Below are 20,987 nucleotides of genomic sequence, written 5' to 3'. Positions count from 1 at the left end.
GAATGGCCCACCACCGCCGACGGGACCACCCCCGCCGCTTCCCACACCTTGGCCAAGCCGACCATCATCACGAACAACGCGGGCTGAACAACCTCCACCCGCTCCAACTCGTCCCCGGACACCAGCGCATCCCGCAGGGGAAAGTCCACCAACGGCTCGCACTCGGCCACGAACTCGGCGAACACCGACGAACAGGCCAGCAGCTCACGGCCCATCCCCACCCACTGCGACCCCTGACCCGGGAACACGAAAGCCACATCGCTGCCCGACGCCGACGGCGTGCCCGGCTCGACCCGCACCAGAGCCTCGTCCAGCTCCGCACGGTCAACGCCCAGAACCACCGTCCGGTACTCCAGCCCGGCCCGGCCACCAGCCAACGCACCCGCCACATCCGCGATGTCGGCACCGGCCGGGACATCCGAGGCCAGCTGCCCCGCCAGCGCCGCCAGCCCCGCACCCGAACGGGCCGACAGGACCCACGGCACCACTCCGCCAGTCACCACCGGCCGGCCGGACGTGGGTCGCGCGGGAACCGGCTCCGGGGGCGCTTCGAGGATCACGTGAGCGTTGGTGCCGCTGATACCGAACGACGACACGCCTGCCCGCCTCGGACGCCCGTCGGACTCCCAGGCCCGTGGTTCGGTCAGCAGGCGCACATCCCCGGCCGTCCAGTCCACGTGCGGCGACGGCTCATCGGCGTGCAGCGTCGGTGGCAGCATTCCGTGCCGGAGTGCCTCGACCATCTTGATCACACCGGCCACACCGGCCGCCGCCTGAGCGTGCCCGATGTTCGACTTCACCGACCCGAGCCACAACGGCTGGTCCTCGGGCCGCTCCTGCCCGTAGGTCGCCAGCAACGCCTGCGCCTCGATCGGGTCTCCGAGCGTGGTCCCGGTCCCGTGTCCCTCGACCGCGTCCACATCGCCCGGGGTCAGCCGGGCATCGGCCAGCGCCCGGCGGATGACACGTTCCTGGGACGGGCCGTTCGGCGCCGACAGGCCGTTGGACGCGCCGTCCTGGTTCACCGCGCTGCCCCGCAGCACCGCCAGCACCGGGTGCCCGAGCCGTTGCGCTTCGGACAGCCGCTCCAGTACCACCACGCCAACGCCCTCGGACAAGGCCGTGCCGTCCGCCGTACCCGAAAACGCCTTGACCCGCCCGTCGCCCGCAAGGCCGCCCTGCAGCGCGAACTCCGAGATCGTCGTCGGGGTGGCCATGACGGTGACCCCGCCGGCCAGCGCCAACGAACATTCGCCGTTGCGCAGTGCCTGAGCGGCCAGGTGCATCGCCACCAGCGACGACGAACACGCCGTGTCCACCGTCACCGCCGGACCTTCCAGGCCGAACGCGAACGCCACCCGGCCGGACACGACGCTCGACGCGTTACCGGTGAGCCGGAAACTGCCCCCGTCGGCCTCGGAGAGCCGCCATGCGTAGTCCTGCAAGGACAGCCCGGCGAAGACACCGGTGTCGGAGCCGCGCATTCGCGAAGGGTCAAAACCCGCGCGTTCCAGGGCTTCCCAGGACACTTCGAGCAGCAGCCGCTGCTGCGGATCCATCGCCACCGCCTCACGCGGCGAGATCCCGAAGAACTCCGCATCGAAGTCCGCCGCACCGGACAGGAAACCGCCCACGCGCGAATACCCGGCGGGCTCCGTCTCCCAGCCGCGGTCGGCCGGGAAGTCGCCCATCGCGTCCGTGCCGCCGACGACGAGCTGCCACAGCTCCTCCGGCGAGGCGACCCCGCCCGGGAACCGGCAGGCCATCGACACCACCGCGACCGGCTCCCCCGCCGAACGCGTCGGCACCACTTCCCCGGCGGTCCCTTCCACGCCGAGTGCCTGCCGCAGCAGGTACTCGGCCAGAGCCTGCGGCGTCGGGTAGTCGAAGACCAGCGTGGCCGGCAGCGTCAGCCCGGACGCGGCGGCCAACCGGTTACGCAGCTCCACCGCGGTCAGCGAGTCGAAACCGAGATTACGGAACGCCTGTCCGGCCTCGATGCCGCTCGCGTCGCCGTGGCCGAGGACCACCGCGGCGTGCTCGCGCACCAGGTCCAGCAGGACGCGGGACCGCTCGCCCTCGCCCAGCCCGGCCAGGCGACGGGCCAGCTCACCGCCGCCGGTGCCGGCCGCAGCCGTCCGCCGCGGCGCACGGCCGAAGCCCAGGAGCACCGCCGGCATCGTCTGTCCGGCGGCGATCGCGCCGCGGACCGCGGCCACGTCCAAGCCGGTGGCGACCACGGGCGAGCCGACCCCCAGCGCCTGGTCGAACAGGCTCAGCGCCTGCTCGATCGGCAGCAGCGTGCCTCCTACGCGGGCCAGCCGGGCCAGGTCGACGTCGGTGACGCCGGCGCCGATCGTGCTGCGTTGCTCCCAGAAGCCCCAGGCGATCGAGACGGTGGGCCGGCCCTGAGCCCGCCGGTGCGCGGCCAGGGCGTCCAGGTAGGTGTTGGCCGCCGTGTAGTTGCCCTGCCCGGCACCGCCGAGCAGGCCCGACAGCGACGAGAAGAGCACGAACATCCGCAGTTTCCGGTCGGCCGTCGCCTCGTGCAGGTGCCGGGCCGAGACCGCCTTGGACGCCAGTACCCGGTCCAGCGACTGCTCCGTCAGTGAGGTCACCGGGGCGTCCTCGACCACTCCGGCCGCGTGGACCACGGCGGTCAGGTCGGGGAGGTCCGCGACGAGCGCGTCAACCACGGCGCGGTCGGCCAGGTCGGCCGCGACGATCCGTACGCGGGCCCCGGCCGCCTCGATGTCGGCGACCAGCTCGTCGGCGCCGGGCGCGTCCTCCCCCGACCGGCTGACGAGCACCAGGTCCCGGACCTCGTGCCGGACGGCCAGGTGCCGGGCGACCAGGCCGCCCAGCGTCCCGGTCCCGCCGGTCACCAGCACCGTGCCGTCCGGTCCGAGTACGGGGGCCGGCTCATCGCTGGAGGCCGCCCGGCGCAGCCGGGGCACCAGCACCGCACCATCACGCAGCGCCAGTTCCCTTTCCCCAGTGGCCAGGGCGGCGGAAACCATCGCCTCGGACTCGGGACGGCCATCGTCGTCGAGCAGGGCCAGGCCCGCGTCAGGGTGCTCGGCCATCGCCGAACGGACCAGGCCCCAAACGCCCGACACGGCCAGCCCGGCGACCGAATCACCCTCAACCGCGGCAACCGCATCACGCGTACGGAACGCCAGCCGCGATCCCGCCGGATGCTCATCGGCCAGCCAGGCCCGCACCAAGGCCAACGCCGCCGGTATGTCGACGGGCTCCGCCAAGGCAAACAGCGGCCCGTCCGTTTCCGCGGGTAGGTCCGGGCCCACGCGTACCCACTCCTGCACCGCCGAGCTGCCGGCGGACAGGCGTACCGGCGCCCATTCGAGGGCGAGCAGGCCCGCGCCCGCGCTCAGAGCCGGGGCCAGACGGCTCGCCTCGGCCGGCCGGGAGATCATCGCGCCGACCGATACCACCGGCTGGCCTTCGCCGTCGGCGGCGAGCAGGCTGACCGCGTCCGACCCGGCCGGGCTCAACCGCACCCGCAGCGCCGACGCCCCGGTCGCGTGCAGCCGCACATCGCGCCACGCGAACGGCAAACCGATCTCGTCACCTTCCCCGGCCGCCGTGAGCAGCACGTGCAGGGCGGCGTCCAGCAGCGCCGGGTGGATCCCGAACCCGTCCTGGCCTTCGCCGACGGCGGGCAGTTCCACTTCGGCGTACAGGTCCTCGCCGAGCCGCCAGGCCGCTTGCAGACCGCGGAACGCCGGGCCGTACTCGTACCCGCAAGCCGCCATGACGTCGTAGGCGTCACCGACAGCGAGAGCCTGCGCGCCGGCCGGAGGCCACTGCCCTTCGAGGCCTTCCACCATTCCGGCGGGATCGTCCAGGGACGCGGTGGCGTGCCGGATCCACTGCTCCCCGGTGCGAGAGAACACACTCGCCCGGCTGTCTTCGACTCGCACCTGGACATCCACCACGCCGTCCAGCACCAACGGCTGCTCGAACGTGATCTCCCCGATCGCCGGAAGGCCGGCCCGATCCCCGGCGTGCAACACCAGCTCGGCCAACGCTGCGCCGGGTGCCAGCACCGTGCCCGCCACTACGTGATCGCCGAGCCACGGGCTTGTCCCGGCCGACAGCCGCCCCGACCACACCCAGCCGGCGTCCTCGGCCAGCCGCACCGCGGACTCCAGCAGCGGGTGGCCTACCCTGCTCCGGCCGGTCCCGCCACCGGACGCCCAGTAGCGGCGGTGCTGGAACGGATACGTCGGCAAGGTGACCGGCTTGCCCCCGGTGATGAGGCGGGTCCAGTCCACCGCCGCGCCGTGAATCCACGCCTCGGCCAGAGACATCAGCAGACGCCGCTGACCACCATCGTCGCGACGCAGCGACCCAACCCCCCAACGCCCCTCAATCCCCGGCACCAGCACCGGATGCGGGGACACCTCCACGAACCCGGCCACCGGCATCGACGCCACGGTCTGCGCGAACCGCACCTGCTCCCGCAGATTCCGCCACCAATACGCGACATCCAGGCCCTCGGTATCCACCACCGAACCGGTCACCGCCGAATAGAACGGCACCCGGCCCGGCCGCGGCGACACCCGCACCGCCAGCAACTGCTCCCGCACCTGCTCCACCAACGGGTGATGACTCGCATAATCCACATCAACCCGACGAGCCCGGATCCCGGCCCCCTCACACCGCACCGCCAACGCGTCCAACGGCTCCGGCGCACCCGAGACCACCACCTGACCGGGCGCATTGACCGCCGCGATCACCAACCCATCGGCCAGCATGCCCTCAACCACCTCGGGAGCCGCCGAAACCGACAACATCCCGCCCGTACCCGCCAACGCCACCAGCGCCCGACCACGCGCGGTCACCAGCCCGAGGGCGTCCTCCAACGACAGAGCCCCCGCGAAACACGCCGCGGCCAGCTCACCCTGCGAATGGCCCACCACCGCCGACGGGACCACCCCCGCCGCTTCCCACACCTTGGCCAAGCCGACCATCATCACGAACAACGCCGGCTGGACCACCTCCACCCGCTCCAGGCCGACCCCGGAGACCAGCGCGTCGCGCAGCGGGAAGTCCACCAACGGCTCGCACTCGGCCACGAAATCGGCGAACACCGACGAACAGGCCAGCAGCTCACCGCCCATCCCCACCCACTGCGACCCCTGACCCGGGAACACGAAAGCCACACCAGTGCCCGACGCCGACGGCGCGCCCGGCTCGACCCGCACCAGAGCCGCGTCCAGCTCCTCAAGGTCGATGCCCAGAGCTACCGCCCGGTACTCCTGCCCGGCGCGGCCCCCCGCCAGCGACACCGCCACATCCGCGATGTCGGCCCCGGCCGGAACGTCCGACGCCAGCCGCGCCGCCAGCGCCCGCAGGCCCGCACCCGACCGGGCCGACAGCACCCACGGCACCACACCGCCCGTCACCACCGGCGCCGCGTCCGAGACTTGCTCCGGGAGCGGATCCGGGGCCTGTTCGAGGATCACGTGCGCGTTGGTCCCGCTGAGCCCGAACGCGGACACCCCCGCCCGCCGCGGGCGCCCGTCGGACTCCCACGGACGCGCCTCGGTCAGCAGCCGTACGTCGCCGGCTGTCCAGTCCACATGGTGCGACGGCTCACCCGCGTGCAGCGTTACCGGGAACACCCCGTGCCGCATCGCCTCGACCATCTTGATCACACCGGCGACACCGGCCGCGGCCTGGGTGTGGCCGATGTTGGACTTCACCGACCCCAGCCACAACGGCCGGTCCTCGGGCCGGTCCTGCCCATAGGTCGCCAGCAACGCCTGCGCCTCGATCGGATCCCCGAGAGTGGTTCCGGTCCCATGCGCTTCCGCCGTGTCCACTTCCGCGGCGGACAACCCCGCACTGGCCAGCGCGGCCCGGATCACTCTCTGCTGCGAGGGACCGTTGGGGGCCGACAGGCCGTTGGACGCCCCGTCCTGGTTCACCGCACTGCCGCGTAGCACGGCCAGCACCGGATGTCCGAGCCGTTGCGCCTCCGACAGCCGCTCCAGCACCAATACCCCGACGCCCTCGCCCCAGCCGGTGCCGTCCGCGTCGTCCGAGAACGGCTTGCACCGGCCATCGGACGCCAGCCCGCCCTGCAGTGCGAACTCCGCGAACGCCGCCGGGGTGGCCATCACCGCCGCGCCGCCCGCCAGCGCAAGTGAGCACTCGCCGTTACGCAGCGCCTGCGCGGCCAGGTGCATCGCCACCAGCGACGACGAACACGCGGTATCGATCGTGACCGCCGGACCCTCCAGGCCCAGCGCGTAGGACACCCGGCCCGACGCCACGCTCGTCGAGTAGCCCGTCAGCCGGAAACCGCTGCCATCGCCATCGGGCAGTTGCGAGCCGTAGCCCTGGTAGTACAGACCGGCGAAGACCCCGGTATCGGAGCCGCGCAGGCCCGAGGGGTCCAGGCCCGCACGTTCCAGCGCCTCCCAGGACACCTCGAGCAACAGCCGCTGCTGCGGATCCATCGCCACCGCCTCACGCGGCGACACCCCGAAGAACTCCGCATCGAAATCGGCAGCACCGGACAGGAAACCGCCCACCCGCGCATACCCCACCGATTCGGGTTCCCAGCCCCGGTCCGCCGGGAAGTCACCCATCGCGTCCACACCGTCGGCGACCAGCCGCCACAAGTCCTCCGGCGAGGACACCTCACCCGGGAAACGGCACGCCATCGACACGATCGCCACCGGCTCACCGGTCACCGCAGAGGCCGGGACGACCTCCGCGGCGGCCGGAGCCGCACCAGTCACCCGCGCCACCAGATACTCAGCCAGAACCCGGGGCGTCGGATAGTCGAAGACCAACGTGGCCGGCAACGCCAAACCGGACGCCGCCGCCAGCCGATTCCGCAACTCCACCGCCGTCAGCGAATCAAAACCAAGATCCCTAAACGCCCGGTCAGCAGAAACACCATCACCGAGGCCAAGCACCACAGCCGCATGCTCACGCACCAAATCCAGCACAACCCGCAGATGCTCCGCCGACGGCAACGCGACCAGACGACGAGCCAGCGCCCCACCACCAGCCCCGGCAACAGCCGCCCGCCGCGGCGCACGACCCAGACCAAGAAGCACCGACGGCACCGGCGAACCCGCCGCGATCGCACTCCGGACCGCACCCACATCCAGGCCCGCCGCCAGCACCGGCCGGCCGGTGCCCAGCGCCCGGTCCAGCAGACCCAGCGCCTGCTCGGTACCCAGAACCACACCACCGCCACGCGCCAGCCGAGCCCGGCCGGTGCTCGTGACCCCGGCGGTCATGACACTCGCTTGCTCCCACAGACCCCAGGCAATCGAGACCGCGGGCAGCCCGAGCGCCTTCCTGTGCTCGGCGAGTGCGTCCAGGTAGGTGTTGGCGGCCGCGTAGTTGCCCTGCCCCGGGTTGCCGAGCAGCCCCGCCAGGGACGAGAACAGCACGAACATCCGCAGGTCCACATGCTCGGTCGCCTGATGCAGATGCCAGGCGGCGTCCGCCTTGGCCGCCAGCACCCGGCCCAGTGACTCGCCGGTCAGCGAGGTCACCGACATGTCCTCGAGCACCCCGGCCGCGTGCACCACCCCGGCCAGCTCCGGGATGTCCGCCACCAGCGCGTCCGCCGCGGCACGCCGCGACAGGTCCGCCGCGACGATCCGCACCCGAGCTCCGGCCGCCTCCAGCTCGGCGGCGAGTTCGGCCGCGCCGGGCGCCTCCGGTCCCGACCGGCTGACCAGCACCAGGTCCCGTACCCCATGCCGGTCCACCAGATGCCGGGCGACCAGACCGCCCAGCGTCCCCGTCCCGCCGGTGATCAGCACCGTACCGTCGTCCACACCGGGCAGGCGCAGCACGATCTTGCCCACATGCCGGGCCTGGCTCATGTACCGCAGCGCCGCGCCCGCCCGCGCCACCGGCCACACCGTGACCGGCAGCGGCACGATCTGCTCCAGGATCTGCTGCCACTTCTCCGCGAGCCGCTCGGGAGCGAAGTCCCCCAAGTCGAACGGGACCTGCCGCGGGTCGCGGATGTCGGTCTTGCCCAGTTCCACGAACCGGCCGCCCTCGGCCAGCATCCCCAATGACGCGTCCAGCAGCTCCCCCGTCAGCGAGTTCAGCACCACGTCGACCTGGCCGAACTCAGCGGCGAAGTCCGCCGTACGCGAGGAAGCGATGCGTGTCACGCCCAGCGCCGCCACCGTGGCCTGCTTGGCCGGACTCGCCGTCGCGAACACCTCCGCCCCCGCCGCCAGTGCCAGATGCACGGCCGCCATGCCCACGCCGCCGGACGCCGCGTGGATCAGCACCCGGTCCCCCGGCCGCACCCGGCCCAGATCGAACAGGGCGTGATGAGCGGTCAGATACGCGGTCGGCGCCCCCGCCGCCTCGACGTCGCTCCACCCGTCCGGGATCGGCACCAGCGGCCGTGCGTCAACCACCGCCAGCGGGCCGAACGCCTGGAACATCCCCATCACCCGGGTGCCGACCGGAAGGCCGGTCACCTCCGGGCCGGCCTCGATCACGACGCCGGCGCCGTCGGTGCCGGGCGGCCGGGTGTCGTTCGGCAGCATGCCCAGCGCCGACAACAGGTCGCGGAAGTTCACCCCCGCCGCGCGGACCGCGATCCGGACCTCATGCGCTCCCAGCGGCCGCTCCGCGTCCGGCGCCGGGACAGCCCGTACCCCGTCCAGGTCACCGCCCGCAGCCCACTCCAGCCGCCACGCCTCCGGGCCGACCGGCGCTTCCAGACCTGCGGGAACAGGGCGCAGCCGGGGCACCAGCACCGCGCCGGCCCGCAAAGCCAGCTCCTTCTCACCGGTGGCCAGGGCCGGGGCGACGACCGCGTCGGACTCGGAGCGGCCGTCGTCGTCAAGCAGCACCAGACCCGCATCCGGGTGTTCGGACTGCGCCGAGCGGACCAGCCCCCAGATCCCCGACGACTCCAGCCCAGCGACCGTGTCGCCCTCAGCCGCCGCAACCGCCTCACGGGTACGGACCACCAGCCGCGATCCCGCCGGGTGACCGGCCTCCAGCCACGCCTGCACGAGGGCCAGCGCCCCTGGCAGGTCCGCGGGCTCGGCCATAGCGAATACCAGCTCGCCCGTCGCGTCGGGCAGGTCGAGCTCTGGGCCGACCTGGGCCCACGCCCGCTCCGGCGCCGGCCCGAGGCTGAGCGGCGCCCATTCCAGCGCCAGCAGGCCAGTGCCCGCGTCGGGACCGGCGAGCCGGCCGGTGTCCGCGGGGCGGGACATCATCGCACCGGCGGACACCACCGGCTTGCCGTCACCGTCGGCGGCGAGCAGGGAGAACGCGTCCGGACCGGCCGGGCTCAGCCGGACCCGCAGCGCCGATGCCCCGGTCGCGTGCAGCCGCACATCCCGCCACGCGAACGGCAGCAAGACCTCCTGGCCGCTTTCCTCGATCGCGGCGACAAGGAGGGCGTGCAGCGCGGCGTCCAGCAGCGCCGGATGGATCCCGAACCCGTCCTGGCCTTCACCGGCAGCGGGAAGCTCCACCTCGGCATACAAGTCCTCGCCGAGTCGCCAGGCCGCCTGAAGGCCCCGGAACGTCGGACCGTACTCATATCCACGACCGGCCATGACTTCGTAAGCGTCGCTGACGGCAAGGGCCTGCGCGCCGGCCGGGGGCCACTGCCCTTCGAGGCCTTCCACCATGCCGGAGGGGTCGGCCAGGGTCGCGATCGCGTGCCGGGTCCACTGCTCCCCCGTCCGGGAAAACACGGCCGCCTGACCGCCCTCCACCGAAACCTGCAGATCAACCGGACTGCCGTTCAGGACCAGAGGCTGCTCAAAGGTGATCTCCCCGATCGCTGGCAGCCCGGCCCGGTCACCGGCGTGCAACACCAGCTCCGCCAGCGCCGCCCCGGGCACCAGTACCGTCCCCGACACGGCGTGATCAGCCAGCCACGGGCTCGTCCCCGCCGACACCCGGCCCGACAACACCCAGCCCGCGTCCTCGGCCAGCCGCACCGCGCTGTCCAACAGCGGATGACCCGCGGTGCCCCGGCCCGTGCCGCCACCCGACGCCCAATAGCGGCGGTGCTGGAACGGATACGTCGGCAACGCCACCGGCTTCCCACCGGCTGTCAGACGGGTCCAATCCACCGCCGCGCCACGAGCCCACGCCTCGCCCAACGAGGCCAGCAAACGCCGCTGCCCACCGTCGTCACGACGCAGCGAACCGACGGCCCAACGCCCCTCGATCCCGGGCACCAGCACGGGATGCGGGCTCACTTCCACGAACCCGGCCACCGGCATCGCCGCCACGGTCTGCGCGAACTTCACCTGCTCCCGCAGATTCCGCCACCAGTACGTGACATCCAGGCCCTCGGTGTCCACCACGGTGCCGGTCACCGCCGAGTAGAACGGCACCCGGCCCGGACGCGGCGACACCCGCACCGCAAGCAGCTGCTCGCGCACCTGCTCCATGAGTGGGTGATGACTCGCGTAGTCGACATCCACACGCCGGGCCCGGATCCCGGCCGCCTCACACCGCGCCGCCAACGTGTCCAACGGCTCCGGCACACCGGAAACCACCACTTGAGCGGACGCGTTGACCGCCGCGATCCCCAGCCCGTCGGCCAGCATGCCCTCGACCACCTCGGGAGCCGCCGCAACCGACAACATCCCGCCGGTGCCCGCCAGCGCCACCAACGCCCGGCCCCGCGCGGTCACCAGGCTCAGGGCGTCCTCCAACGACAGCGCCCCCGCGAAACAGGCCGCGGCGATCTCGCCCTGCGAGTGGCCCACCACGGCCGACGGGACCACCCCCGCCGCTTCCCATGCTCGGGCCAGGCCGACCATCATCACGAACAGCGCGGGCTGGACCACCTCCACCCGGTCCAGCCCTGCCCCGGACACCAGCGCGTCCCGCAGCGGGAAGTCCACCAACGGCTCGCACTCGGCCACGAACTCGGCGAACACCGGCGAACAGGCCAGCAGCTCACGGCCCATACCGATCCACTGCGAACCCTGACCCGGGAACACGAAGGCCACATCAGCGCCCGATACCGCCGGCCCGGCCGACTCGACCCGGATCAGAGCCTCGTCCAGCTCCGGACGGTCAACGCCCAGAGCCACCGCCCGGTACTCCAGCCCCGCCCGGCCTCGCGCCAGCGCCCCCGCCACATCCGCGATGTCGGCCCCGGCCGGGACATCCGACGCCAGCCGCCCGGCCAGCGCCCGCAGCGCCGGGGCCGACCGGGCCGACAGCACCCACGGCACCACGGCGCCGGTCACCACCGGCTCCGCCGACGGGACCACGGCCGAAGCAGCGGGGGCTTCTTCGAGAATCACATGGGCGTTGGTGCCGCTGATACCGAACGACGACACCCCGGCCCGCCTCGGACGGTCCGCCGGCTCCCAAGGACGCGCCTCGGCCAGCAGCCGCACCTCGCCGGCCGACCACTCCACATGCGGCGACGGCTCATCGGCGTGCAGCGTCGGCGGCAGCATCTCGTGCCGCATCGCCTCGACCATCTTGATCACACCGGCCACGCCGGCCGCGGCCTGGGTGTGGCCGATGTTCGACTTCACCGACCCCAGCCACAACGGCCGCTCCTCGGGCCGCTCCTGCCCGTACGTCGCCAGCAACGCCTGGGCCTCGATCGGGTCACCCAGCGCCGTCCCGGTCCCGTGCGCCTCCGTCACGTCCACGTCGGAAGGAGAAAGCCGCGCGTCGGCCAGCGCCCGCCGGATCACCCGCTCCTGGGACGGGCCGTTGGGGGCCGACAGGCCGTTGGACGCCCCGTCCTGGTTCACCGCGCTGCCGCGCAGCACCGCCAGCACCGGATGCCCGAGCCGCCGCGCCTCCGACAGACGCTCCAGCAGCACCACGCCGACACCTTCGCCCCAGCCCGTACCGTCGGCCGCGGCCGAGAACGGCTTGCACCGGCCGTCGGACGCCATTCCGCCCTGCCGCGTGAACTCGGCGAAAATCCCTTGCGTCGCCAGCACCGTCACGCCACCGGCCAGCGCCAGTGAGCACTCCCCGTTCCGCAGCGCCTGAGCCGCCAGGTGCATCGCCACCAACGACGACGAACACGCCGTATCGACCGTCACCGCCGGACCCTCAAGACCGAACGTGTACGCCACCCGGCCGGACGCCACGCTCGACGCGTTGCCCGTCATCCCGAACCCGCCCGCGCTCCCATCCGGCAGCCGCGAGCTGTAGTCCTGCATGGCCAATCCGGCGAAGACCCCGGTATCCGTGCCCTTCATCGCGGCCGGATCCAGACCGGCCCGTTCCAGCGCCTCCCAGGACACCTCGAGCAGCAGCCGCTGCTGCGGGTCCATCGCCACCGCCTCGCGCGGCGAGATCCCGAAGAACTCGGCGTCGAAGTCCGCCATGCCGGACAGGAAGCCGCCTATCTGCGCGTACTCCGCCGGATCCGTCTCCCAGCCGCGGTCCGCCGGGAACGCGCCCATCGCGTCCACGCCGTCCGCGACCAGTCGCCACAGATCCTCCGGCGACGCCACCCCGCCGGGGTAGCGGCACGCCATCGACACGATCGCGATCGGTTCACCGGCCGACCGTGCCGGCACCACCTCCGCCGAGGAGTCCGCCACCCCTGATACCCGCCGCAGCAGGTACTCGGCCAGGGCCTGCGCTGTCGGGTAGTCGAAGACCAGCGTGGCCGGCAACGCCAGCCCGGCCGTCGCGGCCAGCCGGTTACGCAACTCCACCGCCGTGAGCGAGCCGAAGCCGAGATCCCGGAACGCGCGGTCGGCCGGAATGCCACTGGCGTCGCGATGGCCGAGCACCAGGGCGGCCTGCTCGCGGACCAGATCCAGCAGGAAGCGGCGCTGCTCGGGAGCGGACCGGCTGCCGAGCTGACGGCCCAGTGCGCCGTTGTCCGCCACGCGGCGCGGAACGCGAACCAGACCGCGCAGCAGCGCCAGCTCGGGCAGGCCCGCGTCCACGCCGGCGCGAACAGCGGCAAGGTCCAGGCCCGCCGCCGACAGCGCGTCCCCGGCGGCCAGCGCGGCGTCGAACAGCCGCAGGGCGGTCTCGGTGGGCAGAGGTGCGCCACCGCGGGCGAGGCGGGCCCGGTCGGTCTCGCTGAGCCCGGTGGTGATGGTGCTGCGCTGCTCCCACAGGTACCACGCGATGGACACCGCCGGGCGGCCGGCGGCCCGGCGGTGCGCGGCGAGCGCGTCCAGGTAGGCGTTGGCGGCGGCGTAGTTGGCCTGTCCGGGGCTGCCGAGCAGGCCCGCGAGGGAGGAGAAGAGTACGAACGTGGTCAGGTCGCGATCCAACGTCGCCTCGTGCAGGTGCTGCGCGGAGACGGACTTGGCCGCGATGACCCGGGCCAGGGATTCGGGCGTCAGCGTCGCGAACAGGGTGTCCGCGATGAGGCCGGCCGTGTGCACGATGCCGGTCAGGTCGGGGATGTCGGCGACGAGCGCGTCGACGGCGGTGCGGTCGGCCAGGTCGGCGGCGACGACCCGTACGCGTGCTCCGGCGGCCTCCAGGTCGGCGGCCAGCGCATCGGCGCCGGGTGCGTCCGGGCCCGAGCGGCTGACCAGAACGAGGCTGCGCACCCCGTGCCGGGCGACGAGGTGCCGGGCGACCAGGCCGCCGAGCGTGCCGGTGCCGCCGGTGATCAGCATGGTGCCTTCGGTACCGGCGCCGCCGGCCTGCGTGGCCTGCTCGTCGGGGGGCGTCGGGCGCAGGCGCGGCATTCGGATCTCGCCGCGTCGTACCGCGAGTTCCGGTTCGCCGGAGGCGATGGCGGCGTGCCGGGCGGCGCTGGAAGCGTCGTGGCCGTCTTCGTCGAGCAGGATGAGCCCGGCATCGGGGTACTCCGCCCGTGCCGAACGCACCAGGCCCCAGACCGGTGCCTGGGCCAGGCCGGGCACCGCGTCGTCCGTCCCGGCCGCCACGGCCTCCCGGGTCGTCACCACCAGCCGTGACCCGGCCGGCCGGTCCGCCGCCACCCAGTCCTGCACGACGCCGAGCGCCCAGGCCACCGGGTCCTCGCCCTCGCACAGCGCGACCACCGTGCTCGGTTCCCCGTCCGGCGCGGCGACGGTCTCGCCCGGCCGGATCGTGCTCCACTCCGGAGACTCGCCCGCCGACACCGGTACGGGCTCCCAGCGCAGGCTGAGCAGCCGGCCGCGGCCGCGGGTGAACTCATCGGCCGTTGTCCGGCGGGTGCTCATCGCCCGGATCTGCAGGACCGGATCGCCGTGGCTGTCCACGGCCAGCAGCCCGGATCCGATCGAACGGGCCCGAATCTGCCGGGCACCGACGGCGAACAGCCGTACGCCCTCCCAGCGCTGGGGCACCTCGTCCGGGCCCAGGTTCAGCGCGGCCTGAAGCAATCCGGGGTGGATGCCGAACCCGTCCTGCTCCTCGTCGGTTTCCATCTGCACGAAGACGTCCCGACCGTCGGGCCCGGACGGCGGATCTTCGGCAAGATCGTCGGTCAGGGTCGCGGTGGCGTGCCGGATCCACAACTCCTCACCGACCGGCCGTGAGCTGACCGTGGCGTGCTCGCCGCGCACGCTGATCTGCAGATCGACCGCCTCGCGCTCCTCGCGCTCCGGCAGCACCAGGGGGCGCTCGAACGTGATCTGCTCGATCGCCGGCCGGCCGGCGCGCTCGCCGGCGAACAGCACCAGTTCGGCAAGCGCCGCCGCCGGCAACGCCGTGACGCCCGGCAGCTCGTGGTCGGCCGGCCACGACGCACTCGCGCCGGAAAGCCGACCGGTGAACAACCACTCGTCCGAGTCGGCCAGGGTGACCACCGCGGCCAGCAGCGGATGTGCCGCCGCCGCCAGGCCGGCGGCCCCCAGACCGGTCACTGCGCCAGATCCGGCCGGCCAGTAGCGGCGGTGCTGGAACGGGTACGTCGGCAACGCCACCCGACGGCCGGCCGGGACCAGGCGAGTCCAGTCCACCGCCGCGCCATGAGTCCACGCGTCGGCCAGGCCCTTCAGCAGACGACGTGCCCCCGCGTCCTCGTGCTCGGCCAGGCCGGCCGCCCACACCCCGTTCTCGTCGCCGTCGTAGACCGCAGCCGACAACACCGTGTCCGGGCCGAGCTCGAGGAACCCGGCGATACCCCGCTCGTGCAGGAACCGGACCACGTCGTGGAACCGGACCGTGCCTACCGCCTGCTCCACCCAGTGCCCCGGGTCGCCGAGCACATCCGCGCCCGCGACGGCACCGGTGACCGCCGAGACCAACGGGATCTGCGGCTCAGTGAACCGGATTCCCGTCACTACCCGCGCGAGCTCGTCGGCTATCGGGCGCATCAGCGGGGAATGGAACGCGTGACTGACCTCCAGCCAGTGCACCTTCCGGCCGGCCAGCCGCCCTATCGCCTCCTCGACCGCCTCCCGTTCTCCGGAGAGCACCACCGCCGACGAGCTGTTCACCGCCGCCACCGCGACCCGGTCCTCCAGACCGGACAGATCCACTTCCCGTACGCCGGCCTGCACCGCCGCCATCGCCCCGCCCGACGGCAACGCCTGCATCAACGCACCTCGCGCCACCAACAGACGCACCGCGTCTTCCAGCGACACCGCACCCGCCACATACGCGGCCGTCACCTCACCGACCGAATGACCGGCAACAAAATCAGGCTTCGAACCGGCCGCCTGCGCCACCGCGGCAAGCGCCGCTTCAAAGGCGAACACCGCCACTTGGGTAAAACCGGTCTGGTGCACCTCGGCGCCGGAGAACATCACTTCCCGCAATGAACGGCCCAGCAAGGGATCCGCCACCGCGCACACCTCATCCAGCACCGCCGCGAAAACCGGCGAGCATCCCGCCAGTTCCCGGCCCATGCCGACCCACTGCGACCCTTGGCCCGGGAAGACCCACGCCACCGGACCCCGCGTCACTGCCCCGGCCGACTCCACCGCCGCCAGACCCTGCTGCAGTTCCTCACGGTCAGCGCCCAAGACCACCGCGCGGAATTCCAGCCCCGCGCGGCCCGACGCGAGCGACCCCGCCACATCCGCGATGTCGGCCCCGGCCGGGACATCCGACGCCAGCCGGCCTGCCAGCGCCCGCAACCCCGCATCCGACCGCGCCGACAGCACCCACGGCACCACACCACCGGTCACCACCGGATCCGCCGACGGGGCCGGGGCCGCCTGAGCGGGAGCTTCTTCGAGGATGACGTGTGCGTTGGTGCCGCTGATCCCGAACGATGACACTCCCGCCCGCCGGGGACGCCCCTCGGCCTCCCACGAGCGCGCCTCGGTGAGCAGCCGTACATCGCCGGTCGCCCAGTCCACGTGCGGGGACGCCTCGCCCGCGTGCAGCGTCGCCGGCAGCGTCCCGTGCCGCATCGCCTCGACCATCTTGATCACACCGGCGACACCGGCCGCCGCCTGAGTGTGCCCGAAGTTGGACTTCACCGAGCCCAGCCACAACGGCCGGTCCTCGGGCCGTTCCTGCCCGTAGGTCGCCAGCAATGCCTGGGCCTCGATCGGGTCCCCGAGCGTGGTCCCGGTCCCGTGCCCCTCGACGGCGTCCACATCGGAGGTCGACAGCCTCGCGCCGGCCAACGCCGCCCGGATCACCCGCTCTTGGGACGGCCCGTTGGGAGCCGACAGGCCGTTACTCGCGCCGTCCTGGTTCACCGCGCTGCCCCGCAACACCGCCAAGACCGGATGCCCGAGCCGCTGCGCCTCCGACAGCCGCTCCAGCACCAGCACCCCGACGCCCTCGCCCCAGCCGGTGCCGTCGGCTCCGGCCGAGAACGCCTTGCACCGGCCATCGGACGCCAGCCCGCCCTGCCTCGCGAACTCCGTGAACGCCGCCGGGGTGGACATCACCGTCACGCCCCCGGCCAGCGCCAGCGAGCATTCCCCGTTACGCAGCGCCTGAGCGGCCAGGTGCATCGCCACCAGCGACGACGAACACGCCGTGTCGATCGTGATCGCCGGGCCCTCCAGGCCGAACGTGTAGGCCACGCGGCCGGACGCCACGCTCGACGCGTTGCCGGTCAGCCCGTACCCGCCCGCGTGACTGTCGGACAGCCGCGATTCGTAGTCCTGGTAGTACATGCCGACGAAGACCCCGGTGTCGGAACCGCGCAGGCTCGAGGGGTCCAGGCCCACGCGTTCCAGCGCCTCCCAGGACACCTCGAGCAATTGCCGCTGCTGCGGGTCCATCGCCAGCGCCTCACGCGGCGAGATCCCGAAGAACTCGGCATCGAAGTCCGGCGCGCCGGACAGGAAGCCGCCTTCGCTCACGTACTCGGACGGCTCGGTCTCCCAGCCCCGGTCGGCCGGAAACGGTGACACGGCGTCGGTGCCGTCGGCGACCAGCCGCCACAGGTCCTCCGGAGACGCGACGCCGCCCGGGTAGCGGCAGGCCATGGCCACAAGCGCGATCGGCTCGTGGGCCCGCTCCTCGACCGAACGCAGCTGTTGCCTGGTGCGATGCAGGTCGGCGGCGACCAGCCGCAGGTATTCCGCGAGTTCCTGTTCGGTCGCCATCTATTCCACCTCGCTGGAGCCGGCCTCGTCGCCGTATTCCTCGGCGACGAGCTGGATCACCTGATCGATGCTCGCGGACATTATGTGGTCCGCCATGCTTGTCTCATCCGGCTTGTCGTGATCGTCAAGCCGCCACAGCAGCGCCTTCAGCCGGTTGCGCACCTCGGTACGCAGCGGCGCGTCGTCCGCCGCCAGCCCATCGAGCGCCGCCTCGACCTCGTCAAGACCGCCGAGTACGGGCACCGGGGCCGGAGCGGCCTTCACCTCGGCCGGGGCCACACCGGTCACCTGGGCCAGCAGATACTCGGCCAGCACTTGCGGCGTCGGGTAGTCGAAGACCAGCGTGGCCGACAACGCCAGCCCGGACGCCGCCGCCAGCCGGTTACGCAGTTCCACCGCCGTCAGCGAGTCGAAGCCCAGATCCCGGAACGCCCGGTCAGCGGGGACACCCGCGCCCTCGCCATCACCATCACCGTGGCCGAGGACCACAGCGGCGTGTTCACGCACGAGTTCCAACAGGACAAGGGACCGCTCGGCCTCACCCAGACCACCCAGCCGACGGGCCAACGCACTGGTAGAGCCTGCGGCGGCGGCCGCGATGGCGCGACGTGGCGGACGGCCCAGGCCGAGCAGCACCGTCGGTACCGGCGTCCCGGCCGCGATCACACCCCGGACCGCACTCACATCCAAGCCCGCCGCCACCACCGGCCGGCCGATACTCAACGCCCGGTCCAGCAGGCCCAGCGCCTGCTCGGTACCCAGCAGCACACCGCCGCCTCGCGCCAGCCGCGCCCGGTCCGTCTCGGTCAACGTGCCGGTCATGCCACTCGCCTGGTCCCACAAGCCCCAAGCAATCGACACCGCGGGCAATCCAAGCGCCGTCCGATGCGCGGCGAGGGCATCCAGATAGGTGTTGGCCGCCGCATAGTTGCCCTGCCCCGCACCGCCCAGCAGCCCGGACAGGGAGGAGAACAGCACGAACATCCGCAGGTCCAGATCCCGCGTCGCCTCGTGCAGGTGCCAGGCGGCGTCCGCCTTGGCGGCCACCACCCGCCCCAGCGACTCCCCGGTCAGCGACGTCACCGGCATGTCCTGAAGTGCCCCAGCCGCGTGCACCACTCCGGCCAGCCCCGGGATGTCCGCCACCAGCGCGTCCACCGCGGAACGCTGCGACAGGTCCGCCGCGACGATCCGCACCCGCGCCCCGAGCTCCTCCAACCCGGCGGCGAGTTCGTCGGCGCCGGAGGCGTCCGGCCCCGACCGGCTGGCCAGCACCAGATCCCGTATCCCGTACCGGTCCACCAGATGCCGGGCGACCAGACCGCCCAGCGTTCCGGTGCCGCCGGTGATCAGCACCGCACCGTCGCCCTTGCCGGGCAGGCGCAGCACGATCTTGCCCACATGGCGGGCCTGACTCATGAACCGCAACGCCGCACCCGCCTGAGTGGCCGGGAACACCGTGACCGGCAACGGGACCGCCGTCTCCAGAACCCGCTCCCACATCACGGCAACCCGATCCGGATCCAAGTCCCCCAGATCGAAGGGGACCTGACGCGGATCACGGATATCGATCTTGCCCAGCTCCACGAACCGGCCACCCTCGGCCAGCATCCCCAGCGACGCGTCCAACAACTCCCCGGTCAACGAGTTCAACACCACGTCGACCTGGCCGAACTCAGCCGCGAAGTCCGCCGTACGCGAGGAAGCGATGCGTGTCACGCCCAGCGCCGCCACCGCCGCCTGCTTGGCCGGACTCGCCGTCGCGAACACCTCCGCCCCCGCCGCCAACGCCAGATGTACCGCCGCCATCCCCACACCACCGGCCGCAGCATGAATCAGCACCCGGTCCCCCGGTTGCACCCGGCCCAGATCGAACAACGCGTGATAAGCGGTCAGATACGCGATCGGCGCTGCCGCCGCCTCGACATCGCTCCACTCGTCCGGGATCGGCACCATCAGCCGCGCATCGACCACCGCCAACGGGCCGAACCAGGGGAACAGCCCCATCACCCGCATGCCGGGCACCAGACCGTCCACCCCAGGACCGACCTCGACCACCACCCCGGCGCCCTCACCGCCCGGTTGCCGGGAGTCGGCGGGGAGCATATCCAGGCCCTTCAGCACATCGCGGAAGTTCACCCCGGTCGCACGGACCGCGACCCGCACCTCGTACGCCCCCAGCGGCCGCTCGGCGTCCGGGGCCGGCACCGCCCGCACCCCGTCCAGGTCACCGCCCGCAGCCCACTCCAACCGCCACGCACCCGGACCGGCCGGCAACTCCAACCCACCCGAGATCGCACGCAGGCGGGGCACCAGCACCGCCCCCGCCCGCAACGCGATCTCCTTCTCCCCGGTGGCCAGGGCGGCGCCAAGGGACTCAGCGGATTCGGGGCCACCGTCATCGTCGAGCAGCACCAGACCCGCATCCGGATGCTCGGACTGCGCCGAACGCACCAGCCCCCACACGCCCGACGACTCCAGCCCAGCGACCATGTCACCCTCGACCGCAGCAACCGCCGCACGGGTACGGACCGCCAGCCGCGACCCCGCCGGATACGCGGCCTCCAGCCACGCCTGCACCAGCGCCAGCGCCCCGGGCAGATCCGCGGGCTCAGCCCAGGCAAGCACCGGCTCGTCCGTGGCCTCAGGCAGATCCAGCTCCGGGCCCACCCGCACCCAGGCCTGCTCCGAAGCCGATCCCAGGCTCAACGGCGCCCATTCCAGCGACAGCAGCCCCGCGCCCGTACTAGGCCCGGCGAGCTGGCTGGCATCGGCCGGGCGGGAAACCATCGCCGCCGCCGACACCACCGGCTGACCCTCACCATCGACGGCCAGCAGAGAAAACGCATCCGACCCGGCCGGGCTCAACCGCACCCGCAACGCCGACGCACCGGTCGCATGCAACCGCACATCACGCCACGCGAACGGCAACCGCACCTCCTGACCGTCCTCCGCGGCGGTGATCAGGACGTGCAGAGCGGCGTCCAGTAGAGCCGGGTGGATCGCGAACCCGTCCTGGGCATCGTCTGCGGGCAGCTCGACCTCGGCATACAGGTCCTCACCGAGCCGCCAGGCCGCCTGCAGACCACGGAACATCGGCCCGTACTCATATCCGCGACCGGCCATGACGTCGTAGAGATCGCCGACAGGGAGGGCCTGGGCTCCGGCCGGGGGCCACTGCCCGTCCAGACCTTCCACCGTCCCGGCCGGATCGGCCAGGGTCGCGGTCGCGTGCCGGGCCCACTGCTCGCCGGTCCGGGAGAACACGGCCGCCTGGCCGCCCTCGACCGATACCTGCAGATCGACCGGGCCGCCGTTGAGAACAAGAGGCTGCTCGAAAGTGATCTCCCCGATGGCGGGTAGCCCGGCCCGGTCACCGGCGTGCAGCACCAACTCCGCCAACGCCGCACCGGGAACGAGCACCGTGCCCGACACCGCATGGTCGGCCAGCCACGGACTCGTCGCGGCCGACACCCGCCCCGACAACACCCAACCCGCATCCTCAGC

At 72.6% G+C, this 20,987-nt stretch carries 2 protein-coding genes (1 of these 2 running past the window's edge); both read right to left on the bottom strand.

Features of this window, described 5'->3' with window-relative positions; genetic code table 11:
• The coding region (locus tag J2Z30_RS36885; RefSeq protein ID WP_209468997.1) for a type I polyketide synthase at positions 1-17,480 on the bottom strand (17,480 nt) is incomplete at its 3' end.
• A protein-coding gene (locus tag J2Z30_RS51140; RefSeq protein ID WP_281062796.1) for a type I polyketide synthase crosses the window boundary here: on the bottom strand, positions 17,481-20,987 show its final stretch. 27,000 nt of this gene lie beyond the right edge of the window; the window shows 3,507 of its 30,507 coding nt (coding positions 27,001-30,507); the start codon falls outside the window, past its right edge; it ends in the stop codon at positions 17,481-17,483.

Origin of the sequence: Streptomyces iranensis, assembly GCF_017874715.1 — a bacterium.
Taxonomy (GTDB): Bacteria; Actinomycetota; Actinomycetes; order Streptomycetales; family Streptomycetaceae; genus Streptomyces; species Streptomyces iranensis.
Note: the sequence above shows the minus strand (reverse complement) of the source record. Positions and strands in the feature narration are given on the sequence as shown.